This is a genomic window from Rhodococcus sp. MurmanLake-1 (assembly GCF_056945715.1).
In genome coordinates, this window is the sequence record NZ_JBWZNF010000001.1 from 763,338 (window position 1) to 780,955 (window position 17,618).

The 17,618-nt window shown below is 61.3% G+C and carries 19 protein-coding genes; 5 read left to right on the forward strand and 14 right to left on the reverse strand.

Features of this window, described 5'->3' with window-relative positions; all coding sequences use genetic code 11:
- Window positions 1-58: 58 nt before the first annotated feature.
- Window positions 59-469, forward strand: a complete 411-nt coding sequence (locus tag AC2ETI_RS03440; RefSeq protein ID WP_483633573.1) for a LapA family protein — start codon at window positions 59-61, stop codon at window positions 467-469.
- A gap of 95 nt (window positions 470-564) precedes the next feature.
- The gene (locus AC2ETI_RS03445; protein WP_030244636.1) at window positions 565-1,407 is read left to right on the forward strand and encodes an HpcH/HpaI aldolase/citrate lyase family protein; all 843 of its coding nucleotides are present in this window, start codon (window positions 565-567) and stop codon (window positions 1,405-1,407) included.
- Between the two features lie 79 nt (window positions 1,408-1,486).
- On the opposite strand, the gene AC2ETI_RS03450 is transcribed toward AC2ETI_RS03445, so the two are convergent.
- The 6 genes from AC2ETI_RS03450 to rpsB form a co-directional block, all read right to left on the reverse strand.
- Entirely contained in the window at window positions 1,487-2,215 is a 729-nt protein-coding gene (locus tag AC2ETI_RS03450) for a class I SAM-dependent methyltransferase (protein ID WP_483633574.1), read from the reverse strand.
- Between the two features lie 6 nt (window positions 2,216-2,221).
- Complete coding sequence (locus AC2ETI_RS03455; RefSeq protein ID WP_003942673.1) at window positions 2,222-3,118, reverse strand: phosphatidate cytidylyltransferase; 897 nt, start codon at window positions 3,116-3,118, stop codon at window positions 2,222-2,224.
- A gap of 48 nt (window positions 3,119-3,166) precedes the next feature.
- Complete coding sequence (gene frr, locus AC2ETI_RS03460; RefSeq protein ID WP_003942777.1) at window positions 3,167-3,724, reverse strand: ribosome recycling factor; 558 nt, start codon at window positions 3,722-3,724, stop codon at window positions 3,167-3,169.
- Window positions 3,725-3,767: 43 nt separating this feature from the next.
- Window positions 3,768-4,496 carry a UMP kinase gene (gene pyrH / locus AC2ETI_RS03465; protein WP_019747988.1) on the reverse strand — a complete coding sequence of 243 codons (729 nt, stop codon included), beginning with the start codon at window positions 4,494-4,496 and terminating at the stop codon, window positions 3,768-3,770.
- 200 nt (window positions 4,497-4,696) lie between these two features.
- Window positions 4,697-5,524: a translation elongation factor Ts gene (gene tsf, locus AC2ETI_RS03470; RefSeq protein WP_019747987.1), complete on the reverse strand. Its 828-nt coding sequence runs from the start codon at window positions 5,522-5,524 to the stop codon at window positions 4,697-4,699.
- Window positions 5,525-5,694: 170 nt separating this feature from the next.
- Window positions 5,695-6,552, reverse strand: a complete 858-nt coding sequence (rpsB, locus tag AC2ETI_RS03475; protein WP_003942709.1) for a 30S ribosomal protein S2 — start codon at window positions 6,550-6,552, stop codon at window positions 5,695-5,697.
- Window positions 6,553-6,859: 307 nt separating this feature from the next.
- On the opposite strand from rpsB, the gene AC2ETI_RS03480 reads away from it, so the two are divergent.
- Entirely contained in the window at window positions 6,860-7,360 is a 501-nt protein-coding gene (locus tag AC2ETI_RS03480) for a M23 family metallopeptidase (RefSeq protein ID WP_024487342.1), read from the forward strand.
- A 25-nt stretch (window positions 7,361-7,385) separates the two neighbouring features.
- Here AC2ETI_RS03480 and AC2ETI_RS03485 read toward each other — a convergent pair whose 3' ends face one another.
- Together AC2ETI_RS03485 and AC2ETI_RS03490 are read right to left on the reverse strand one after the other, a co-directional pair.
- Window positions 7,386-8,495 carry a MinD/ParA family ATP-binding protein gene (locus AC2ETI_RS03485; RefSeq protein WP_019747985.1) on the reverse strand — a complete coding sequence of 370 codons (1,110 nt, stop codon included), beginning with the start codon at window positions 8,493-8,495 and terminating at the stop codon, window positions 7,386-7,388.
- Window positions 8,496-8,617: 122 nt separating this feature from the next.
- The gene (locus AC2ETI_RS03490) at window positions 8,618-9,544 is read right to left on the reverse strand and encodes a tyrosine recombinase XerC (RefSeq protein ID WP_031331262.1); all 927 of its coding nucleotides are present in this window, start codon (window positions 9,542-9,544) and stop codon (window positions 8,618-8,620) included.
- 84 nt (window positions 9,545-9,628) lie between these two features.
- Here AC2ETI_RS03490 and AC2ETI_RS03495 point away from each other — a divergent pair, with 84 nt between their 5' ends.
- Window positions 9,629-10,801, forward strand: a complete 1,173-nt coding sequence (locus AC2ETI_RS03495; protein WP_046379882.1) for a multidrug effflux MFS transporter — start codon at window positions 9,629-9,631, stop codon at window positions 10,799-10,801.
- Here the strand turns inward: AC2ETI_RS03495 and AC2ETI_RS03500 are convergent.
- The 5 genes from AC2ETI_RS03500 to AC2ETI_RS03520 form a co-directional block, all read right to left on the reverse strand.
- Window positions 10,798-11,568, reverse strand: coding sequence for a siderophore-interacting protein (locus AC2ETI_RS03500; RefSeq protein ID WP_338480854.1), 771 nt, complete (start codon window positions 11,566-11,568; stop codon window positions 10,798-10,800). The two genes, AC2ETI_RS03495 and AC2ETI_RS03500, sit on opposite strands and share 4 nt — an antisense overlap.
- Before the next feature lie 295 nt (window positions 11,569-11,863).
- Complete coding sequence (locus AC2ETI_RS03505) at window positions 11,864-12,223, reverse strand: histone-like nucleoid-structuring protein Lsr2 (RefSeq protein ID WP_003942721.1); 360 nt, start codon at window positions 12,221-12,223, stop codon at window positions 11,864-11,866.
- A gap of 403 nt (window positions 12,224-12,626) precedes the next feature.
- Window positions 12,627-13,754: a DNA-processing protein DprA gene (dprA, locus tag AC2ETI_RS03510; RefSeq protein WP_060939596.1), complete on the reverse strand. Its 1,128-nt coding sequence runs from the start codon at window positions 13,752-13,754 to the stop codon at window positions 12,627-12,629.
- Entirely contained in the window at window positions 13,751-15,259 is a 1,509-nt protein-coding gene (locus tag AC2ETI_RS03515; RefSeq protein WP_021333044.1) for a YifB family Mg chelatase-like AAA ATPase, read from the reverse strand. Before AC2ETI_RS03515 ends, dprA begins: the two co-directional genes overlap by 4 nt.
- Window positions 15,259-15,615, reverse strand: coding sequence for a YraN family protein (locus AC2ETI_RS03520; RefSeq protein WP_029255132.1), 357 nt, complete (start codon window positions 15,613-15,615; stop codon window positions 15,259-15,261). Before AC2ETI_RS03520 ends, AC2ETI_RS03515 begins: the two co-directional genes overlap by 1 nt.
- A 262-nt stretch (window positions 15,616-15,877) precedes the next feature.
- Here AC2ETI_RS03520 and AC2ETI_RS03525 point away from each other — a divergent pair, with 262 nt between their 5' ends.
- A complete protein-coding gene (locus AC2ETI_RS03525; RefSeq protein ID WP_003942731.1) occupies window positions 15,878-16,612 on the forward strand; it encodes a hypothetical protein in 735 nt (244 codons plus the stop codon).
- 115 nt (window positions 16,613-16,727) lie between these two features.
- On the opposite strand, the gene AC2ETI_RS03530 is transcribed toward AC2ETI_RS03525, so the two are convergent.
- Window positions 16,728-17,534 (reverse strand): helix-turn-helix transcriptional regulator, encoded by an 807-nt coding sequence (locus tag AC2ETI_RS03530; protein ID WP_042951517.1) that lies wholly within the window; start codon window positions 17,532-17,534, stop codon window positions 16,728-16,730.
- Window positions 17,535-17,618: the final 84 nt, after the last annotated feature.

A 17,618-nucleotide genomic window follows, 5' to 3' on the forward strand; every position in this document is an offset into this window, starting at 1 on the left:
ACCCGATTGTGGCCGGATTACCCGTGCAACTTTGCGCAGGTTGCGTGATGATCATGTCATGTCAACCACACCAGAGGATCCGTCGAACTCCCCCGTGTACGGCCCTGCCGACGGTTTCGGTCCCGACCCGGAACTTCCGAAGGTGGGCGAGGACAAGGCAGTCGAAAAACACGATCCCGAACCGAACCCGACGCCTGAACCGGTGCCGACCGGAACGTCGGTCACCGACCGCACCAGGGCTGCGACGACCTGGGTTGGCCTGGTCATAGGCGCAATTGTGCTGATCTTACTGCTGGTGTTCATCCTGCAGAACCTCGAGAGCGTCTCCGTCAAGATCCTCGCCTGGCAGATCGACTTTCCGCTCGGAATCACGATCCTGCTCTCCGCGATCGCGGGCGCATTGATCATGGCGTTGGCAGGCGGGGTTCGCATCATTCAGATCCGGCGCGCAGCGAAGCGGCAGATGTGACTGAAATCTAGTTACGCAATTGGGTCGATCGATGGGCCAGCAGGCATCATTGATGTCGTGGAAATCACCGGAAAGGCCCTGATGTGACTACTCACATGGAGAGACCTGTGACCTCGCGAATTGCCCCACAGCAGGCAAGATCCTGGCTCCTCGTCCCCGCGTCCAAACCGGACACCTTCGACGCCGCACTCGCGAGTGCGGCCGACGCCGTCATTCTCGACCTCGAGGATGCCGTCACCGCACCCAACAAACCGGCGGCCCGCCGCGACGTCGCCGCATTCCTGAGCGAACACAATCACGCCTGGGTTCGGATCAACGATGCCACGACACCGTTCTGGGAAGAGGATCTGGCCGCACTCGCGGGCCTCCCCGGACTCGAGGGTGTCATGCTCGCAAAGACCGAAAGCGGTCAGCAGGCCGACGCCACGGCCGAGCGACTTCCCGAAGGCACCAAGATTCTTGCTCTCGTCGAATCCGCGGTAGGACTCGAGGCTGCGCCCGAGATCGCACGCACAGACGGCATCTTCCGTCTCGCATTCGGCAGCGGCGACTTCCGGCGCGACACTGGGATGGACGACTCCCCCACGTCGATGTCGTACCCGCGTTCGCGGCTCACCATCGCCAGCCGCGCGGCACGCATCGCTCCGCCGATCGACGGTCCCACGCTCGGCCCCGATCTAGATCTGCTCGCCCGAGACTGTGCGATCACCTTGTCACTCGGTATGGCCGGCAAACTCTGCATGACCACCGCGCAGACTGCCCCCGTCAACGCGGGACTGAGTCCATCCGTGGCCGACGCGATCTGGGCTCAGAATGTCATCGACGATCTCGGCGAAGACGGCTCACGCGTGCGCGATGGCAGCGACCTGCCCAAGCTCGCCAAGGCGAAGAAGATTCACAAGCTCGCCACCCTGTTCCACATCCCCACCGATCACTGATTTTTTTACTACTGAATCGGTGCAGAAAACGTCAGGCGCTCAAGTCGGAGCGCCTGACGTTCGTCTTTTGAGCCCGCTTTCACGCAAGTTCGAGTGATCGTGGTTTGGACCGAACATGGATCCGGTATCGCACCGTGAAGCCCAATCCCGTTACTTGCGAGAACGCACGCTCGGCAGTCTTCTCGGTGAACTCGATTCCGAGTACCCGCCGCAAGTCGTCTCGATTCTCGAACTCCCACCGGGCGTCGACACGCGTGAGCGAGAACCCTTGAGCCTCGAAGAATCCTTCGACCGCCGCGGGATCGTATTTGGGCAGATCCGCCCTCATCCACTCTCCGTGCGGGCCGGCGCTCACATCGAGATCCACGATCAGCAGGGCTCCCCCGGGCCTCAGGATGCGCATGGCTTCACGAATTCCCGGGCCGCAGCCTTTGCCGAAAAAGTACGCCGTACGGGCATGAACGAGATCGACTGAAGCATCCACCAGACCCGTGGACTCTGCTGAACCCTGGACTACGTCGATCGACGCCGAATCGCGGGTTCGTTCCCGCGCGGCCTTCACCAGCGGTGCGTGCGGCTCCACTCCGACAACACGACGGGCAGTACGAGCGAACTCCGGTAGATGGAACCCCGCCCCACAGCCGACGTCGACGACGTCGCGTCCAGACCAGTCGACCTGGGCTCGCATCGCGGCCCAGATGGAACCGTCGACGTCCTGCGCGCGGTTCTCGATTTCGTACACGCCCGGCCAGTGCCAGATGTTCGGGCTGGGGATCGGCTTGGAACGGCCGGAGAAGAAATCACGCACGCGAAATCAGACGAGTGCGTACAGAATCAGCCAGGTGACAAATGCCGACGGCAGGAGTGAATCCAGGCGATCCATGATTCCGCCGTGGCCGGGAAGCAGGGTTCCCATGTCCTTGATGCCGAGTTCACGCTTGATCTGCGATTCGATCAGGTCTCCGACCGTCGCGACTACCACCAGGACGACACCGAGCAGGACGCCGATCATCGAATTCGCGTCGAGGATCAACGTCACCGAAAGCAGGCTGCCGATGACGCAGAAAATGAGGGAGCCGACAAATCCTTCCCAGGACTTCTTCGGGCTCACAGCCGGCACCATCGGGTGCTTCCCGAACAGCACTCCGGCCGCGTAACCGCCGATGTCGGAGCACACGACACCGATCATCAGGACGAAGACGCGCCCCGGGCCGTCGTCTTCGAGCACCATCAATGCACCGAATGACGCCAACAGCGGGATCCACGCCAGAACGAACACCGTGATCGAGGTGTCTCTCAGGAAGTTCTTCGGGGTCGCCTTGAGCCCGTGGTCGAACAACCGCCACACCATGCACACCAGGACGGTTGCGGTGAATCCGCTGAGCACCCCGACCGGTCCCCACGGCCAGCCGAGCCAGATCGTGGCTTGCCCTCCGACGAGAAGGGGAATTCGCGGCACCTCGATGTCGGCTTCACGAAGCCGCGTTGTGACCTCCCACGTCGCGATGAACATCGCGATCGCGACGACAGCGATCCATCCCGGGGGCAGGAAGATCAAAGTGCCGATGACCAAGGCTCCGAGACCCGCTCCGACGCCGATGGCGGCAGGTAGGTTCCTGCCCGCCTTCGACTTCGGCGGTTGCGCGCCCTCAGCGCCGCCCGTAGGCCCGTCCGTGACGGGACCACCGGCGGTTCCCTCTTGTGCGTGCACCCAAACTCCCTGATCTACTCCCGACGACAAACACTGCAAATGAGGAGGCTATACCTCCATCAACTCTGCTTCCTTGTGCTTGACGAGTTCCTCGACCGTGTGCACGTACTTCGCCGTGGTCTTGTCGAGTTCTTTCTCTGCGCGACCGACCTCGTCCTCGCCGGCTTCACCGTCCTTCTGGATCCGGCCGAGTTCGTCCATCGCCTTGCGGCGGATGTTGCGCAGCGTGACCTTCGAATCCTCGCCCTTGGACTTGGCCTGCTTCACCAGTTCACGACGACGCTCTTCAGTGAGCTGCGGAACCGAGATGCGGATGATGCTGCCGTCGTTGGACGGGTTCACACCGAGATCCGAGTTGCGGATCGCCGTCTCGATCGCGTTGAGCTGCGAAGCCTCGTACGGCTTGACGATGACCATGCGGGCCTCGGGGACGTTGATGCTCGCGAGCTGCGTGATCGGCGTGATCGAACCGTAGTAGTCGATCACGATGCGCGAGAACATACCGGGGTTCGCGCGTCCGGTGCGAACCGAGCCGAGATCGTCCTTGGCTACCGTGACAGCCTTTTCCATCTTCTCTTCTGCCTCGAAGAGCGCTTCATCGATCACGGCTGTTCCTCCATGTTGTTCTGCATCATTTTTTGGGTGTCACTCACGACTTGATCAGGGTGCCGATCTTCTCACCGGACACCGCGCGAGCGATGTTTCCTTCGGTGAGGAGGTTGAACACCATCATCGGCATCGAGTTGTCCATGCACAGGCTGAACGCCGTCGCGTCCGCGACCTTGAGCTCACGTTCGATGACCTCGCGGTGCGTGATCTGTTCGTACATCGTCGCGTCCGGGTCGATACGCGGGTCGGCCGAGTAGACGCCGTCGACGGCCTTGGCCATCAGCACTACCTCGGCACCGATCTCCAGCGCGCGCTGCGCAGCAGTGGTGTCGGTGGAGAAGTAGGGCATACCCATCCCGGCACCGAAGATGACTACGCGCCCCTTCTCGAGGTGCCTACGTGCGCGAAGCGGAAGGTACGGCTCGGCGACCTGTCCCATGGTGATTGCCGTCTGCACTCGAGAATCGACGCCGGCCTTCTCCAGGAAATCCTGCAGTGCGAGGCAGTTCATGACGGTGCCGAGCATGCCCATGTAGTCGGAGCGCGCGCGATCGAGGCCACGCTGCTGCAGTTCCGCTCCGCGGAAGAAGTTTCCGCCGCCGATGACCACTGCAACCTGCACGCCCGATCGAACGACCTCTGCGATCTGCTCAGCCACCTTGGTGACCACGTCGGGATCGAGACCGACTTTGCCGCCTCCGAACATTTCGCCGCCGAGTTTGAGCAGGACCCGCTTGAATCCTGGACGTTCGTTGGCTGGTTCGGACATTGTTCTCCTCAGTTCGATACAAGACCTTGTAGGTCCTTCATTCTTCTTCTGCCGCCGAATCGGACACCGCGACATAGGAAAGCCCCCGGGACTCGTCCCGAAGCACTCTCATCCTGCCTCATCGGAGGCCCCAGGTACACGTAGACCCCGCCGGTAGAGCAAATGCTCTTCAGGCGGGGTCCATGTGTACGGGCTCCGAATTAAGCGGAGGCGCCGACCTCGAAACGCACGAAGCGCTTGATGGTCACGCCTGCCTCGTCGAGGATCGCCTTGACGGTCTTCTTGGAGTCCGTGACCGAAGACTGCTCGGTCAGAACGACGTCCTTGAAGAAACCGTTGACGCGGCCTTCGATGATCTTCGGCAGAGCCTGCTCGGGCTTGCCTTCTGCGCGGGCGGTCTCCTCGGCGATGTGACGCTCGGAAGCGACGATTTCAGCGGGAACCTCGTCACGCGTGACGTACTTTGCCTTGAGTGCTGCGACCTGCATTGCAGCGCCGCGAGCGGCCTCAGCAGCAGCATCGCCTTCGCCGGTGTACTCGATGAGAACGCCGACAGCGGGCGGCAAGTCGGAGCTGCGCTTGTGCAGGTAAACGGCAACGGGGCCGTCGAAGGAAGCGACGCGGCTCAGTTCGAGCTTCTCGCCGATCTTCGCGGACTGCTCCGCAATGACGGTGTCGATGGTCTTGCCGTCGAGCTCGAGCGCCTTGAGAGCGTCGAGGTCCGCAGGCTTGCCAGCAGCAGCGACGGTCACGATCTCGTCGGCCAGCTTGATGAACTCGTCGTTCTTGGCGACGAAGTCGGTCTCGCAGTTGATCTCGATCATGACGCCGTCCTTGGCGACGACGAGACCCTCAGCGGTGGTGCGCTCTGCGCGCTTTCCGACATCCTTCGCGCCCTTGATGCGCAGCTGCTCGACGGCCTTGTCGAAATCGCCGTCTGCATCTGCGAGTGCGTTCTTACATGCCATCATTCCGGAGCCGGTGAGCTCACGGAGCCGCTTGACGTCAGCGGCGGTGTAGTTCGCCATGATTAGCGAGCCTCCTCATGTGTCTGTTTCGGACCTAGGACTAACGGTGAAGCACGGCCTAGCGGTGAAGCACGGCCTAGCGGTGAAGCACGGCCTGACGGTGGTGCTCGGGCCTAACGGTGAAACGGCCCTGACCAAAAGAACTCTTGGTCAGGGCCGGTTTCAACGAATCAGGCCTCGGTGGCCGGTGCCTCTGCGGCGGGGGCTGCCTCAGCCTCTGCAGCCGGAGCTGCCTCAGCCTCTGCAGCCGGAGCTGCCTGCGAGAGCAGTTCCTGCTCCCACTCGGCGAGGGGCTCGCCTGCGCCGGCTTCGGGCTTCGCGTCCTTGTCGGCGCTCAGTCCTGCACGTGCCTGCACACCTTCGGCAACCGCGGAAGCGACAACCTTGGTCAGCAGTGCTGCGGAACGGATGGCGTCGTCGTTGCCCGGGATCGGGTAGTCGACGAGGTCGGGGTCGCAGTTGGTGTCCAGGATCGCGATGACCGGGATGTTCAGCTTGCGAGCCTCGGCAACTGCCAGGTGCTCCTTGTTGGTGTCGACGATCCACACCGCGGAAGGAACCTTGGCCATGTCGCGGATACCACCGAGGGTGCGATCCAGCTTGGTCATCTCACGCGTGAGCATGAGGATTTCCTTCTTGGTGCGACCTTCGAATCCACCGGTCTGCTCCATTGCCTCGAGCTCCTTGAGGCGAAGCAGACGCTTGTGAACAGTGGTGAAGTTGGTGAGCATGCCGCCGAGCCAACGCTGGTTGACGTAGGGCATTCCGACGCGAGTCGCTTCGGAAGCGATGGACTCCTGCGCCTGCTTCTTGGTGCCGACGAAGAGGACGGTGCCGCCGTGGGCAACGGTCTCCTTGACGAACTCGTACGCCTTGTCGATGTACGTCAGCGTCTGCTGGAGGTCGATGATGTAGATGCCGTTGCGGTCGGTCAAGATGAATCGCTTCATCTTCGGGTTCCAGCGACGGGTCTGATGTCCGAAGTGGGTTCCACTATCGAGCATCTGCTTCATGGTTACGACAGCCATGGCTGTGTACCTCAAACTTTCAATCCGGTTGATGCAGGCGATCGGGTGATCCCTGCCCTGGCACCCGCACGGCCGTCGGACCTGTTTCGTGAGAACCAGGACCAGCCGAGGCCGGAAAACGTGCGCGGGCGCGCGAAGTCGGACTGTGCGAGCACAGACCGCTCGACAAGTGTACGTCCTCGTCCGCCGATGCCATAACCACCCCGGAAGCAACAGACCGAACCGGCGGTTGTGGATCGGCGATCATCTTGTGGATTACCCGTCTGATCTGCATTGAAGCGCGTGCGACTCCACGCAAGATCAAGGAATGACGATGTTTCGCGGAGCTCGACGAGGAGTGGTCGTTGCCGTGATCTCCTGCTGTGTCGCCGTAGGCACGGCGTCGGCAGACACGCGTTTCGACTGGCCGCTCGCTCCCCGGCCGCACGTGGAACGCGCTTTCGACAAACCGGCCAAGAATTGGCTGCCGGGTCATCGCGGGGTCGATCTCGGCGGCAGTGCCGGCCAATCCGTCCTCGCGGCCGGCGACGGCATTGTGGTGTTCGCGGGAGTGGTCGCCGGAAAGCCGACGGTGTCGATAGATCACTCCGGCGGCCTACGCACGACCTACGAACCCGTCGTAGCAGTCGTTCGCGCAGGTGAACGCGTCGCCGCCAGGTCCGTGATCGGAACCCTCGAAACCGGGCACGAAGGGTGTGCTGTCGAAGCATGTCTGCACTGGGGCTTGCGCCGTGGACGCGAGTATCTCGATCCACTCGGACTCGTTCGGACGCAACCGCTCAGGCTCAAGCCATTGAAAGGAGGCTGATCGGTCGCAGAAATCGGTCGCAGAATCAGTGCCACTCGGAAACGGCGTGCCGACCCACAGCGTCCGCGAAGTCGTCGGCCACCATCGCTGCCAGTTCCATGAACGCTCGTCTGGTGGCCGGTCGCATCAACTCGAGGTCCATCACCGAACCCTCCGCGAGATGCTCGTCGAAAGGAATGACCTCGACGGCGCGGCATCGACGCATGAAATAGTCCACCAAAGCGTCCATGTCGATCACGCTCGACCCTGGTCGGGCGGCGCTGATGACGACGACGGTCCGTTCGACCAGATGGCCGTATCCGTGCAACTGAAGCCAATCGAGCGTTGCCGCTGCGCTGCGCGCTCCGTCGATTGCCGGCGAACTGACGAGAACCAACGAATTGGCAAGATCGAGAACGCCGTTCATCGCCGAGTGCATGATCCCGGTACCGCAATCGGTGAGGATGATGTTGTAGTAGACCTGCAAGATGTCGATGACCTGGCGATAGTCCGCCTCGCTGAATGCCTCCGAAATCGCCGGATCCTGCTCACTCGCCAGGACCTCGAGACGACTCGACGACTGGGATGTGTGCACTCGAACGTCCGAATAGCTCTTTATGTCCGGTCTAGCAGCAATCAGATCGCGCACCGTCGAATTGGTCTGCAGCGGAACACGTTGCGCCAAAGTTCCGAAATCGGGATTGGCGTCAACCGCCACGACGCAGTCACCACGAAGCGAAGCAAATGTCGCACCGAGTCCGACCGTGACCGTCGTCTTGCCCACGCCCCCTTTGAGCGAGAGCAAAGCGACTCGATAGTCGTTACGGATCGGCTGCTCGATTCGGGCGGCCAGTGCACGGTTGCGCTGTTCGTTGGTCGAATCCCCCAGATTGACCACACCTCCGGTCGCACGATGCAATCCCCTACGCCATCCGCCACGCGGCGTCCGTTTAGGGCGTTTCAGTAAAGCTTCGGCAACCAGATCCTGGTTTGTCACCTGCTGTTGGCTCGACGGTGGCGGTGGCGTGGTCCAGACCTCTTGCAGTCGTGCCACAGGCTCCGGCGTCGGCGCCGGCTCGGGAGCCGGTTGTGGCGCTTCGGACAGCCAGGCCGGTTGGCCGCTGTTCGGCAGGTGCTTCACATCTTGGCGGTTCACGAATCCCCCGGATTTCGCATGTCATCGAGTGTCTCGACACGACGATCGAACTTGCCGATTGTTCACTCTTCTGAGCTGCGACGCTACCAAATACCGGCCGAGAACTCGCGTCGCTTCACAATCTAGGCGCGTGGATGGGCCTGATCGTGGACGGATCGAAGGCGTTCGACCGACACGTGCGTGTACAGCTGAGTGGTCGCCAAACTCGCATGCCCGAGGAGTTCTTGGACCACACGAAGGTCTGCACCACCCTCCAGCAAATGCGTCGCAGCCGAGTGCCGAAGCCCGTGCGGACCCATGTCGGGAGCCCCTGGAATTGCAGCCATGGTTTCGTGGACCACCGAACGCGCCTGACGCTGATCGAGCCGGCCGCCTCGAACTCCGAGGAGCAATGCTCGCCCGGACCTATCCGAACTCAGCGCGGGTCGTCCGTGCTCCAGCCACCCGTTCAGTGCCGATTCTGCAGGCAGGCCGTATGGCACCGATCGCTCCTTGTTCCCCTTGCCGAGGACACGAAGCAAACGTCGATCAGCATCGACGGACTCGACGTCCAGTCCACACAACTCGCCGACGCGAATTCCGGTGGAGTACAACAATTCCACGATGAGTCGGTCTCGCAGGGCGAGCGGCTCCTGTTGCTGCGCACCGCTTTCCGCTGCATCCATTGCGTCGAGGGCCTGGCTCTGACGCAGCACCGTCGGCAGCGTGCGACGAGCAGGTGGAGCCGCCAGACGTGTGCCCGGGTCGACGGAAATACGTCCGGTCTGCGCGAGCCACGCAGTGAAACCACGCGCCGAAGAAGCCCGTCGAGCTACCGTCGTACGGGCTGTTCCTACGGCATTCTGGGCGGCCAACCACGAACGCATGACACTTAGGTCGAGGCGGTCGAGATCTGCATTCTCCGAACCCGCGGAGAAATGGGTCAGCAATGCCCGCGCGTCACCGACGTAGGCGCGGATCGTGTGTTCCGACCGGCCTCGGCTCAGTCGGAGGTGCTCGGCATACGCATCGAGGTGAACGCTCAAGCTCGCCGGCAATGCGTCAGTCATGAACACACGCTCGCTCGCCGCGATTGAAACTGCAAGCTGCCTCGCCGATAGGGTAGATCGGTGAATCGAGCAATTCCTCTGAAGATGTTGTGTGTACTGGCACTGATTTCCGCAATCGCTCCACTGTCCATCGACATGTACCTGCCCGGCCTACCTTTGATGGCGGATGCACTCGACACTACTGCGGCCAGCGTTCAGCTCACGCTGACCACCTTCATGGCAGGCCTCGGAATCGGCCAGCTGATCATCGGTCCCATCTCCGACGGACTTGGCAGGCGACGAATACTGCTGGCCGCGACAATCATCACGGCACTGAGCGGCGCGGCATGCGCGGTGGCGCCGAACATCGAGTTTCTCATCGGTGCACGACTCGTCCAGGGCTTGAGTGGAGGCGCTGCCATCGTTCTTGCCCGCGCTTGTATTGCCGACCGAGCGCGTGGCGACGACGCAGCGAAGCTCTTCAGCATCATGATGATCATCGGCGGTATCGCTCCCGTGGTCGCGCCACTGATCGGCGGCGCACTTCTGGGTCCCGTCGGATGGCGCGGGATCTTCTGGGTCCTGGCTGTTGCAGGCGCTGTGATGGTGGCTGGTGTCGTTTTGCTCGTTCCCGAGACACTTCCACCCGAGCGACGCCATGGCGGTGGTTTGAAGGCCCTGATCTCGAATCTGCAGTACGTGGTCCGAAACCGGCACTACCTCGGATATGCGCTCGCATTCGTCTTCGGATTCGGCGCCTTGTTCGCGTACATCTCCGCGTCACCGTTCGTCGTTCAGAACGTTCTCGGGCTGAGTCCGTCACAATTCTCGATCGTGTTCGCAGTGAACGCCACCGGAATGGTCACGGCAGCGATGATCACCACTCGCCTGCTCGGTCGCGTCGGAGCTCGCACGCTGCTGCGTTTCGGGGTGTGCCTGCTCCTCATTGGTGGCGCCGTATTGTTCTGTACCAGCGTGGTTTTCAGTTCCACGAATACGTGGTTGATCTTGGTCCCGCTGTTCGTGGCGATTTCGAGCATCGGGTTCATCATGGGCAATGCAACCGCTCTCGCCCAAGGAGAGGTCACCAACGCGGCCGGAACTGGTTCAGCCCTGATGGGAGCGGGCCAGTTCGGCTTGGCAGCGCTGGTTTCGCCGTTGGTGGGAATTGCGGGAGAAGACACTGCCGTGCCGATGGCAATCGCAATTCCCACCTTCGGAGTTCTCGCGGCCGTTGCGCTCGTGTTGCTGACTCGCGGCAAGGCCGCCGCGAGTTAGTTTTCGGCCGCGGCGAGTTCGGACTTCCAGACCCGGAAGCCTTCTTCGGTGCGACCACGACGCCAATAGCCGGAAATCGAAGCAGCCGCCGCCGGGACATTTCGTTCCTTGCGTATGTACGGCCGGAGGTTGTGCATGACGGCTTGTGCTTCACCGTGAATGAACACGTGCGGTTCGCCCGGCAACCATTCGAGTGCCTTGACCGCGGCGACAACCGGAGCGTTGTCGCCAGCTAATTCTTCGCCGACAGCATCGGACGATGCTCCGCGATGCAGCCAGGTCACGGCAATACCTTCTGGGGCATCGAGCGCGATTTCGTCTTCCGGCCCCCCGACTTCGACGACGGCGTAGCCGACCGCATCCGGCGCCAATCTCGCTATCGAAGCAGTAATAGCAGGTATTGCGGTCTCGTCTCCGACGAAGAGATACCAATCAGCGGATGGTGACGGCGAAAACGCGCCACCCGGTCCACGCAGGGTAATCTCAGCGCCCGGCTGAACGGACGCGGCCCACGGACCTGCAACTCCCATGTCGCCGTGGACGACAAAATCGATTGCAATCTCTTTGGCAGCAAGATCGTACGAACGAATCGTGTAGGTGCGCAGTATCGGCTGATCAGGAGTGCCGAATTCGATCTTTACATAGGAATCGCTGTATTCGCTGGGAGTGAAGGACTCGAAGCCCGGTCCCCCGAGAAACACTCGCACCATATGGGGAGTCAATTGTTCGGTCCGCAGAACCGTCAATGCAGTTGTCGGCTTGGCCACAGAAAGATCCTTCCAAAAGTTAGTGTTACCTAACTAAGGTACACGACAATTGCAGCGCATGGACAAAATGCCTCCCCCGGTACATCCGCCCCGCGCGCGACAGACCACGGTGCTCAACGAAATAAACCGACCACTCTGCCGGGTAAATTCGTCGGTGGCAACCAAATTTCCGAATCAGGACTCGTGCATGATCAGGCAGCACATCGCTATCGGAGAAATTCAGCAAAGCAATAGTAAAATACGCCTCTGGCCCCCGGCGAGGTTCGCCAGGGGCCAGAGGAGGTATTAATTCAACCTAGTGTGCAGCGTCGAAAGCGTCGATGATTTCCGCTTTGATACGCCCGCGCGGAGCAACTTCGTAACCGTTCTTACCCGCCCAATCACGAATGGCCTGGAGCGTCTCCTTGGAGCGGCCAGAACCCGACGTGGCCTGCGGAGATGCAGCCTGCGCCTTCTTGCCACGCTTCCCGCTCACCTTCGCCGCCGCCTCGACGAACGGCTTCACAGCAGCGTCGAACTTCTCTGCATTGGTGGCGCGCAGATCGATCACGTAATCCGTTCCCTGGTAAGAGAACTCAATTCGATCACCGAATCCATCGTCAATCGGCTTACCGTCAAGGTCGTCGATGAGTTGCCGAATCAGCTTCTCAGCCATTGCACTCCTCTTTCAATGATCGATTCAATTCTCCTTCACAATACACAGATAGAGCGTTGATGAACAAAAGAAGTCCGGAAACCTGTGCCATTTCCGAACAGACTCAATGGTCCGAATTAGCAGCGGGTTAACGACGCACCAATCAATACCCGCACTCAGGGGATCCAGACTAATCAGACTTCAAAGCACATTGACCTGAGACTTTCCTGAGGCCCGTTAAATTCACGGCCAAGTCTGCAAAGCTGGGTCGAGAATAACGCTGCGCACAGGCCGATCAAGTTCACGAAAAGCAGTCCTGACGTGCAATTACCAGCATCGCGAGGGTATTCGAGTTTCGTTCTCGCCGGAACGGTTAGTGGGCATCGCCACCCGCCCACCCGACGAGCACAATCAAGTTCACGCGCTACCGCGTCCGAAACCATCCGCTCGAATCGGAACTCGCAAACCCCTCGAGTTCGAGCAGAGGAAGAGTTGCACGAACCTGCGTTATGAGCAATCCCGATTCCTCGGACAGCTCACGCGTACTACGTGAACCTGTTCCCGGCAATGCTTCGTATACCAATCGAGAATTGCCCCGCAATGCGTCGATGTCACGTGTAGCGGCTGCATCCTCCGCGGAATCCCCGACACCAAATGGACCTGACGCTTCGACTACATCCACGGCATTGGAAACGAGTTGCGCTTCACCTTCGCGGATCATCCGGTGACATCCGGTCGACGATGCCGAAGTAACCGGCCCGGGCACCGCCATTACCGGGCGGCCCAATTTCCGGGCCCAATTGGCGGTATTGCGTGCACCACTGCGCCAACCCGCCTCGACCACCACTACTCCGTCCGACAACGCAGCTACCAGTCGATTCCTTGCCAGAAACCGGAACTTTGCAGGTGTTGTGCCCGGTGGATATTCACTTATCACTGCACCCGAACTCGCTATCTGTTTGAGTAGTCGCGCATGCCCTGACGGATACGCTCGATCGACCCCACAGGCCAAGACAGCCAGTGTGTTTCCACCTACGCCCAATGCAGCGCGGTGCGCGGCCCCGTCGATACCGAAGGCCGCCCCGGAAATCACGGTCCATCCGTCGACAGCGAGGTCACCGGCAATCTCTGCCGTCACGTGTTCGCCGTACGCAGTAGATGCCCGCGTGCCGACAATCCCAACCGATCTCTCGGTCAGATCAACCAAATCCCCGGACCCCAACACCCACAACACAAATGGCGCCGTCTCACCCCCGGAGGCATCGAGTCCGTCGAAGGAAAGCATTCGCCACGCCGGCCAATCGGCGCAGTTCGGTGTTACGAGTCTGCCACCCATTGCCTCCATCAGGTCGAGGTCTCGTTGGGCTGTGTCGATGTGAGCGCGGGCTCGCGTCTTCTCCTCGATTGCGGGTGGCAGCTCGCCGTTGCGGACCGCCCTCGCAGTTTCTTCGACCCCGAGCTCGTCGATCAACATGGACATATACGCGCTTGGGCCCTGCACGACGCGGGACAGATATGCCCAAGCGAGTAGTCGCGGATCGTGCGCAGTCATTGGAATCCCCTGTCTCGGAAGTCGAGTGCGGTGACAACTTGGTCTGGTCCGGGCATCGCCTCACCTGCCAGATCGGCGACACTCCAGGCAACCCGCAACGCTCGGTCCGCCCCACGAGCAGTGATGACACCTTTGCGCAGCGCCCGTTCCACCGGCGCCAGCGCCGCACGCGAGAGTCTGAACTTCTGTCTCAACGCGGGCCCTGGTACTTCCGCGTTGGTCCGCCACCCGTACTCACTCCACCGCTGGGCTGCAGTGTCTCGAGCCGCCGCCACGCGCGCACGGACATCGCCGGTACTTTCCCCTACTTCGTCGATCAGCGCTCCGGTTGCAACGGCCTGCATCCGAACCCTGATGTCGACTCGGTCCAAGAGTGGACCGGACAATTTCCCCAGGTAACGGCGACGCGCCGCAGGTGCGCAGACGCAGTCCGCGTCTCGCGGCGGCGCGCATGGGCAGGGATTGGCGGCCAGGATCAGCTGGAACCGCGCCGGGTACCGCGCAACTCCGTCCCGCCGGGCGATTCGTACTTCCCCGTCTTCGAGTGGCGTGCGTAGCGCTTCGAGCACCTTCACCCCGATCTCGGCACATTCGTCGAGAAACAGCACGCCGCGATGGGCGCGGCTGACCGCACCAGGACGAGCCATCCCACTACCACCACCCACCAGCGAACTGACCGACGAACTGTGATGCGGCGCAATGAAAGGCGGCATATCGATCAACGGCCGATCCTCCGGCAACACCCCCGCCACCGAATGAATCGCCGTCACCTCCAACGACTCCCCCTCCGTCAACGGCGGAAGAATCCCCGGAAGCCTCTGCGCCAGCATCGTTTTCCCGATCCCCGGCGGACCCGTCAACATCAAATGATGCGCACCCGCCGCAGCAACCTCGATCGCCCACCGAGCATCCGTCTGCCCGACAACCTCACTCAAATCACGCACCGTCACCACATCCGCACGCTCGAAAACATCAGGAACAGCCAGCGCCAACTCACCACGCAACCACCCGATCACCGCAGACAGATCGTCAGCTCCCAGCACTTCGATCCCCTTCACCAGGCCCGCCTCAGCCAACGCCCGAGCTGGAACCACCACAGTCCCCCACCCCGCCCGCTTCGCCGCAAGCACCGCAGGCAACACACCACGCACCGTCCGCAAACGCCCGTCGAGCGCCAACTCCCCCAAAAACACAGTCTCCCGCAACAACTTCCGCGGCAACTTCTTCGCCGCATCGAGAACCGACAACGACAAAGCCAAATCGTAAACGCTGCCCACCTTCGGCAACGTCGCCGGCGACAACGCCAAAATCACCTTGCTGTCCGGCCACTCCTCACCAGAATTGGTCACCGCGGCCCGAATCCGATCACGCGACTCGTGCAACGCAGTATCAGGCAGCCCCACCAAATGCACCGCAGGCAACCCGCGCCCGATATCCGCCTCGATCTCCACGATCTGCCCGTCCACGCCACTGACCGCAACAGAATGCGCCCGACCCAACGCCATCAGAACGCATCCACAAAATGCTCGACCGAAGGCACGCCGTCGCGGCCGATCAACACGGCCACCACATCGAAACGCACCCTCGACCACGACCGACCCGAATCAGTGAGCCACTGCATCGCCAACACCCGAATCCGACGCTGCTTCGCGAACGTCACCGACTCCGCCGGACTCCCGTACCCGACACCCGACCGAGTCTTCACCTCCACGAACACAATCCGATCACCGGACGTCGCAACAACATCCAACTCGCCGTACCGACAACGCCAATTGCGCTCGACAATCTCCAAACCAGAATCGATCAGGAACTCGACAGCCACATCCTCGCCCCGAGCACCCAACGCCATATTCCTCGCCATCGCAGCCCCCACCACTCACACCCCGCGCCCGCCCCATACGAAACGCGTCCCAACCACCACCCTCGATCCACCACCACAAAACCAAGCCACCCGAAAACAACCTGTTGACAACTCAGAACCTGTGGAATTCGGCAGCGCGACACACCAACGGCGACCCGAACCGTGACAATTTTCTGAAATCCCCACAATTTGGACGAAAGTCCAGTAGAACTAGTTACAGTTTTGCTCAAACCGTCACGCACCCCGCTGAATGGAGTTCTACATGGCCCGCCGCTCACTTCGCCACGCAGTAGCAACCACTACATCCCTCGTTCTCATCGCCGCCGGCGTCACTGTTGGACTTGGAGCCTCGGTGGCGCAAGCAGCACCGGCATGCGCGCTCAACCAGTCGGTCACCGACAGTTGGGCCGGTTCCCTCGGGACGCCGTACACCGTCAGCAAGGAGGTTGTCGGCGATGGCAAGGTCGCCGCGGGTCAGACGGTCACCTACATCACCAAGGTTTCCGGTTCCGGAGCCCTCGTCAATCAGATCCGCGATTTCCACCCGGCAGGATTCCAGCTGGTCAAGGCTCGCCTGAACGTCAAATGGCTTATCGGCGACCAGAAGTGGGACGACGTCACCAAGACCGTCGTTGTCGGCAACAACTCCGTGGTGGCAAAGGGCGGCGGATGGACCACTGCGGGCGGCGGCGTCATCGCTTTGGAAACCACCTACAAAGTTCCCGATAACGCAGTTGTAGGCACGCAGCTCGACAGCGGCGCCGGCACCAACATTGTGCTGGCGGCGGGCGACTGGAACATCAATCCGATGGGCGTCTGCGTCACCATCCGGCAGCCGAACCCCGTCGAGGCGGGCGCCGGAAGCCTCGAGGACATGGGCTTCGGCTCACTCAACTCCGGATCAGGCCAGGTATTCGGCTCCCTGACCGACCCGCAGGGGTCGATGACCAATGTCATCAGCGGTGTCTTGGGCAATGTGCTCGGCAACATGAGCTGATTCAGTTCGGATTAGTTAATCGGCCGAGCTACCAGCAGATGCTGGTAGCTCGGCCCATTTCTACTTTGTCGAACAAAGCTTTGCCGTCAACCGAGTTCAAGAAATCATCAGCAAATCACCGCATCAGCTTTCCGCCGTACCGGGCCGGCGTCGTACCGAATGTTTCCCGAAATGCGGCGATGAACCCACTGCTGGTGCGGTAACCAACCTGCGGGGCAACGTCATTGACACCCTCACCCCGCGCGAGCATCTCGAGTGATGCGTACATGCGTGCTCGAGTTCTCCACTGCCCGAAGGTAATCCCGGTATCGGCGACAAAGGCTCGCATCAAGGTCTTGGAACTGACCCCGAGTTCGCCCGCCCACTCCCCCAGCGTCCGTGAGTCTGCCGGATCGGCAAGGATGCGGGCAGAAACCGAACTCGCCGCAGCATTGCGAGGAACCGCGAGGACGTCGTGCCGTTCGGGCGCGGCAGCAAGAATGTCGTAGAGCAACTCCTGACTCATCAACCGCCGAGCATCGTCGATGGTCCGATCTGCGAGATGGCGCAGCAATTGAGCGGACAGAGCATCGACTTCGAGAACAAGTGGCTGAGTCCACCGCGGCCCGGCAGGGCGTAGATCCGGACGCGCATAGGCCGCAATCATGCACCCCTCCGTCAGAAGTGTCATGTCGTGGAGAACGGTGCCCGGCAACCAGACCAAGTGCTCGCTGTGCAGGTGCCACACATTGCCTCCGGCAGCGATCTGCATCGTCCCTTCACTCATCCAGGCGATCTGATGCTCGGGGTGTCGATGAGCTCCGTACGCAGTCACTCCGTCGACGACGTTGGTGTAGACCTGAAAATCTTTGAATGTCCGTCCGCGACTATCGGGCAGCGCTAGCAAGGACTTTGGACGAGTCGAGTACTCGATAGTGGACATTTTGCGTCTTTCTGGGCGTATCCGAGTCCATCCTGAAGGATGGACCGACGATCCCGCAAAGGTTAGCCTCACTTTATTGCTGAC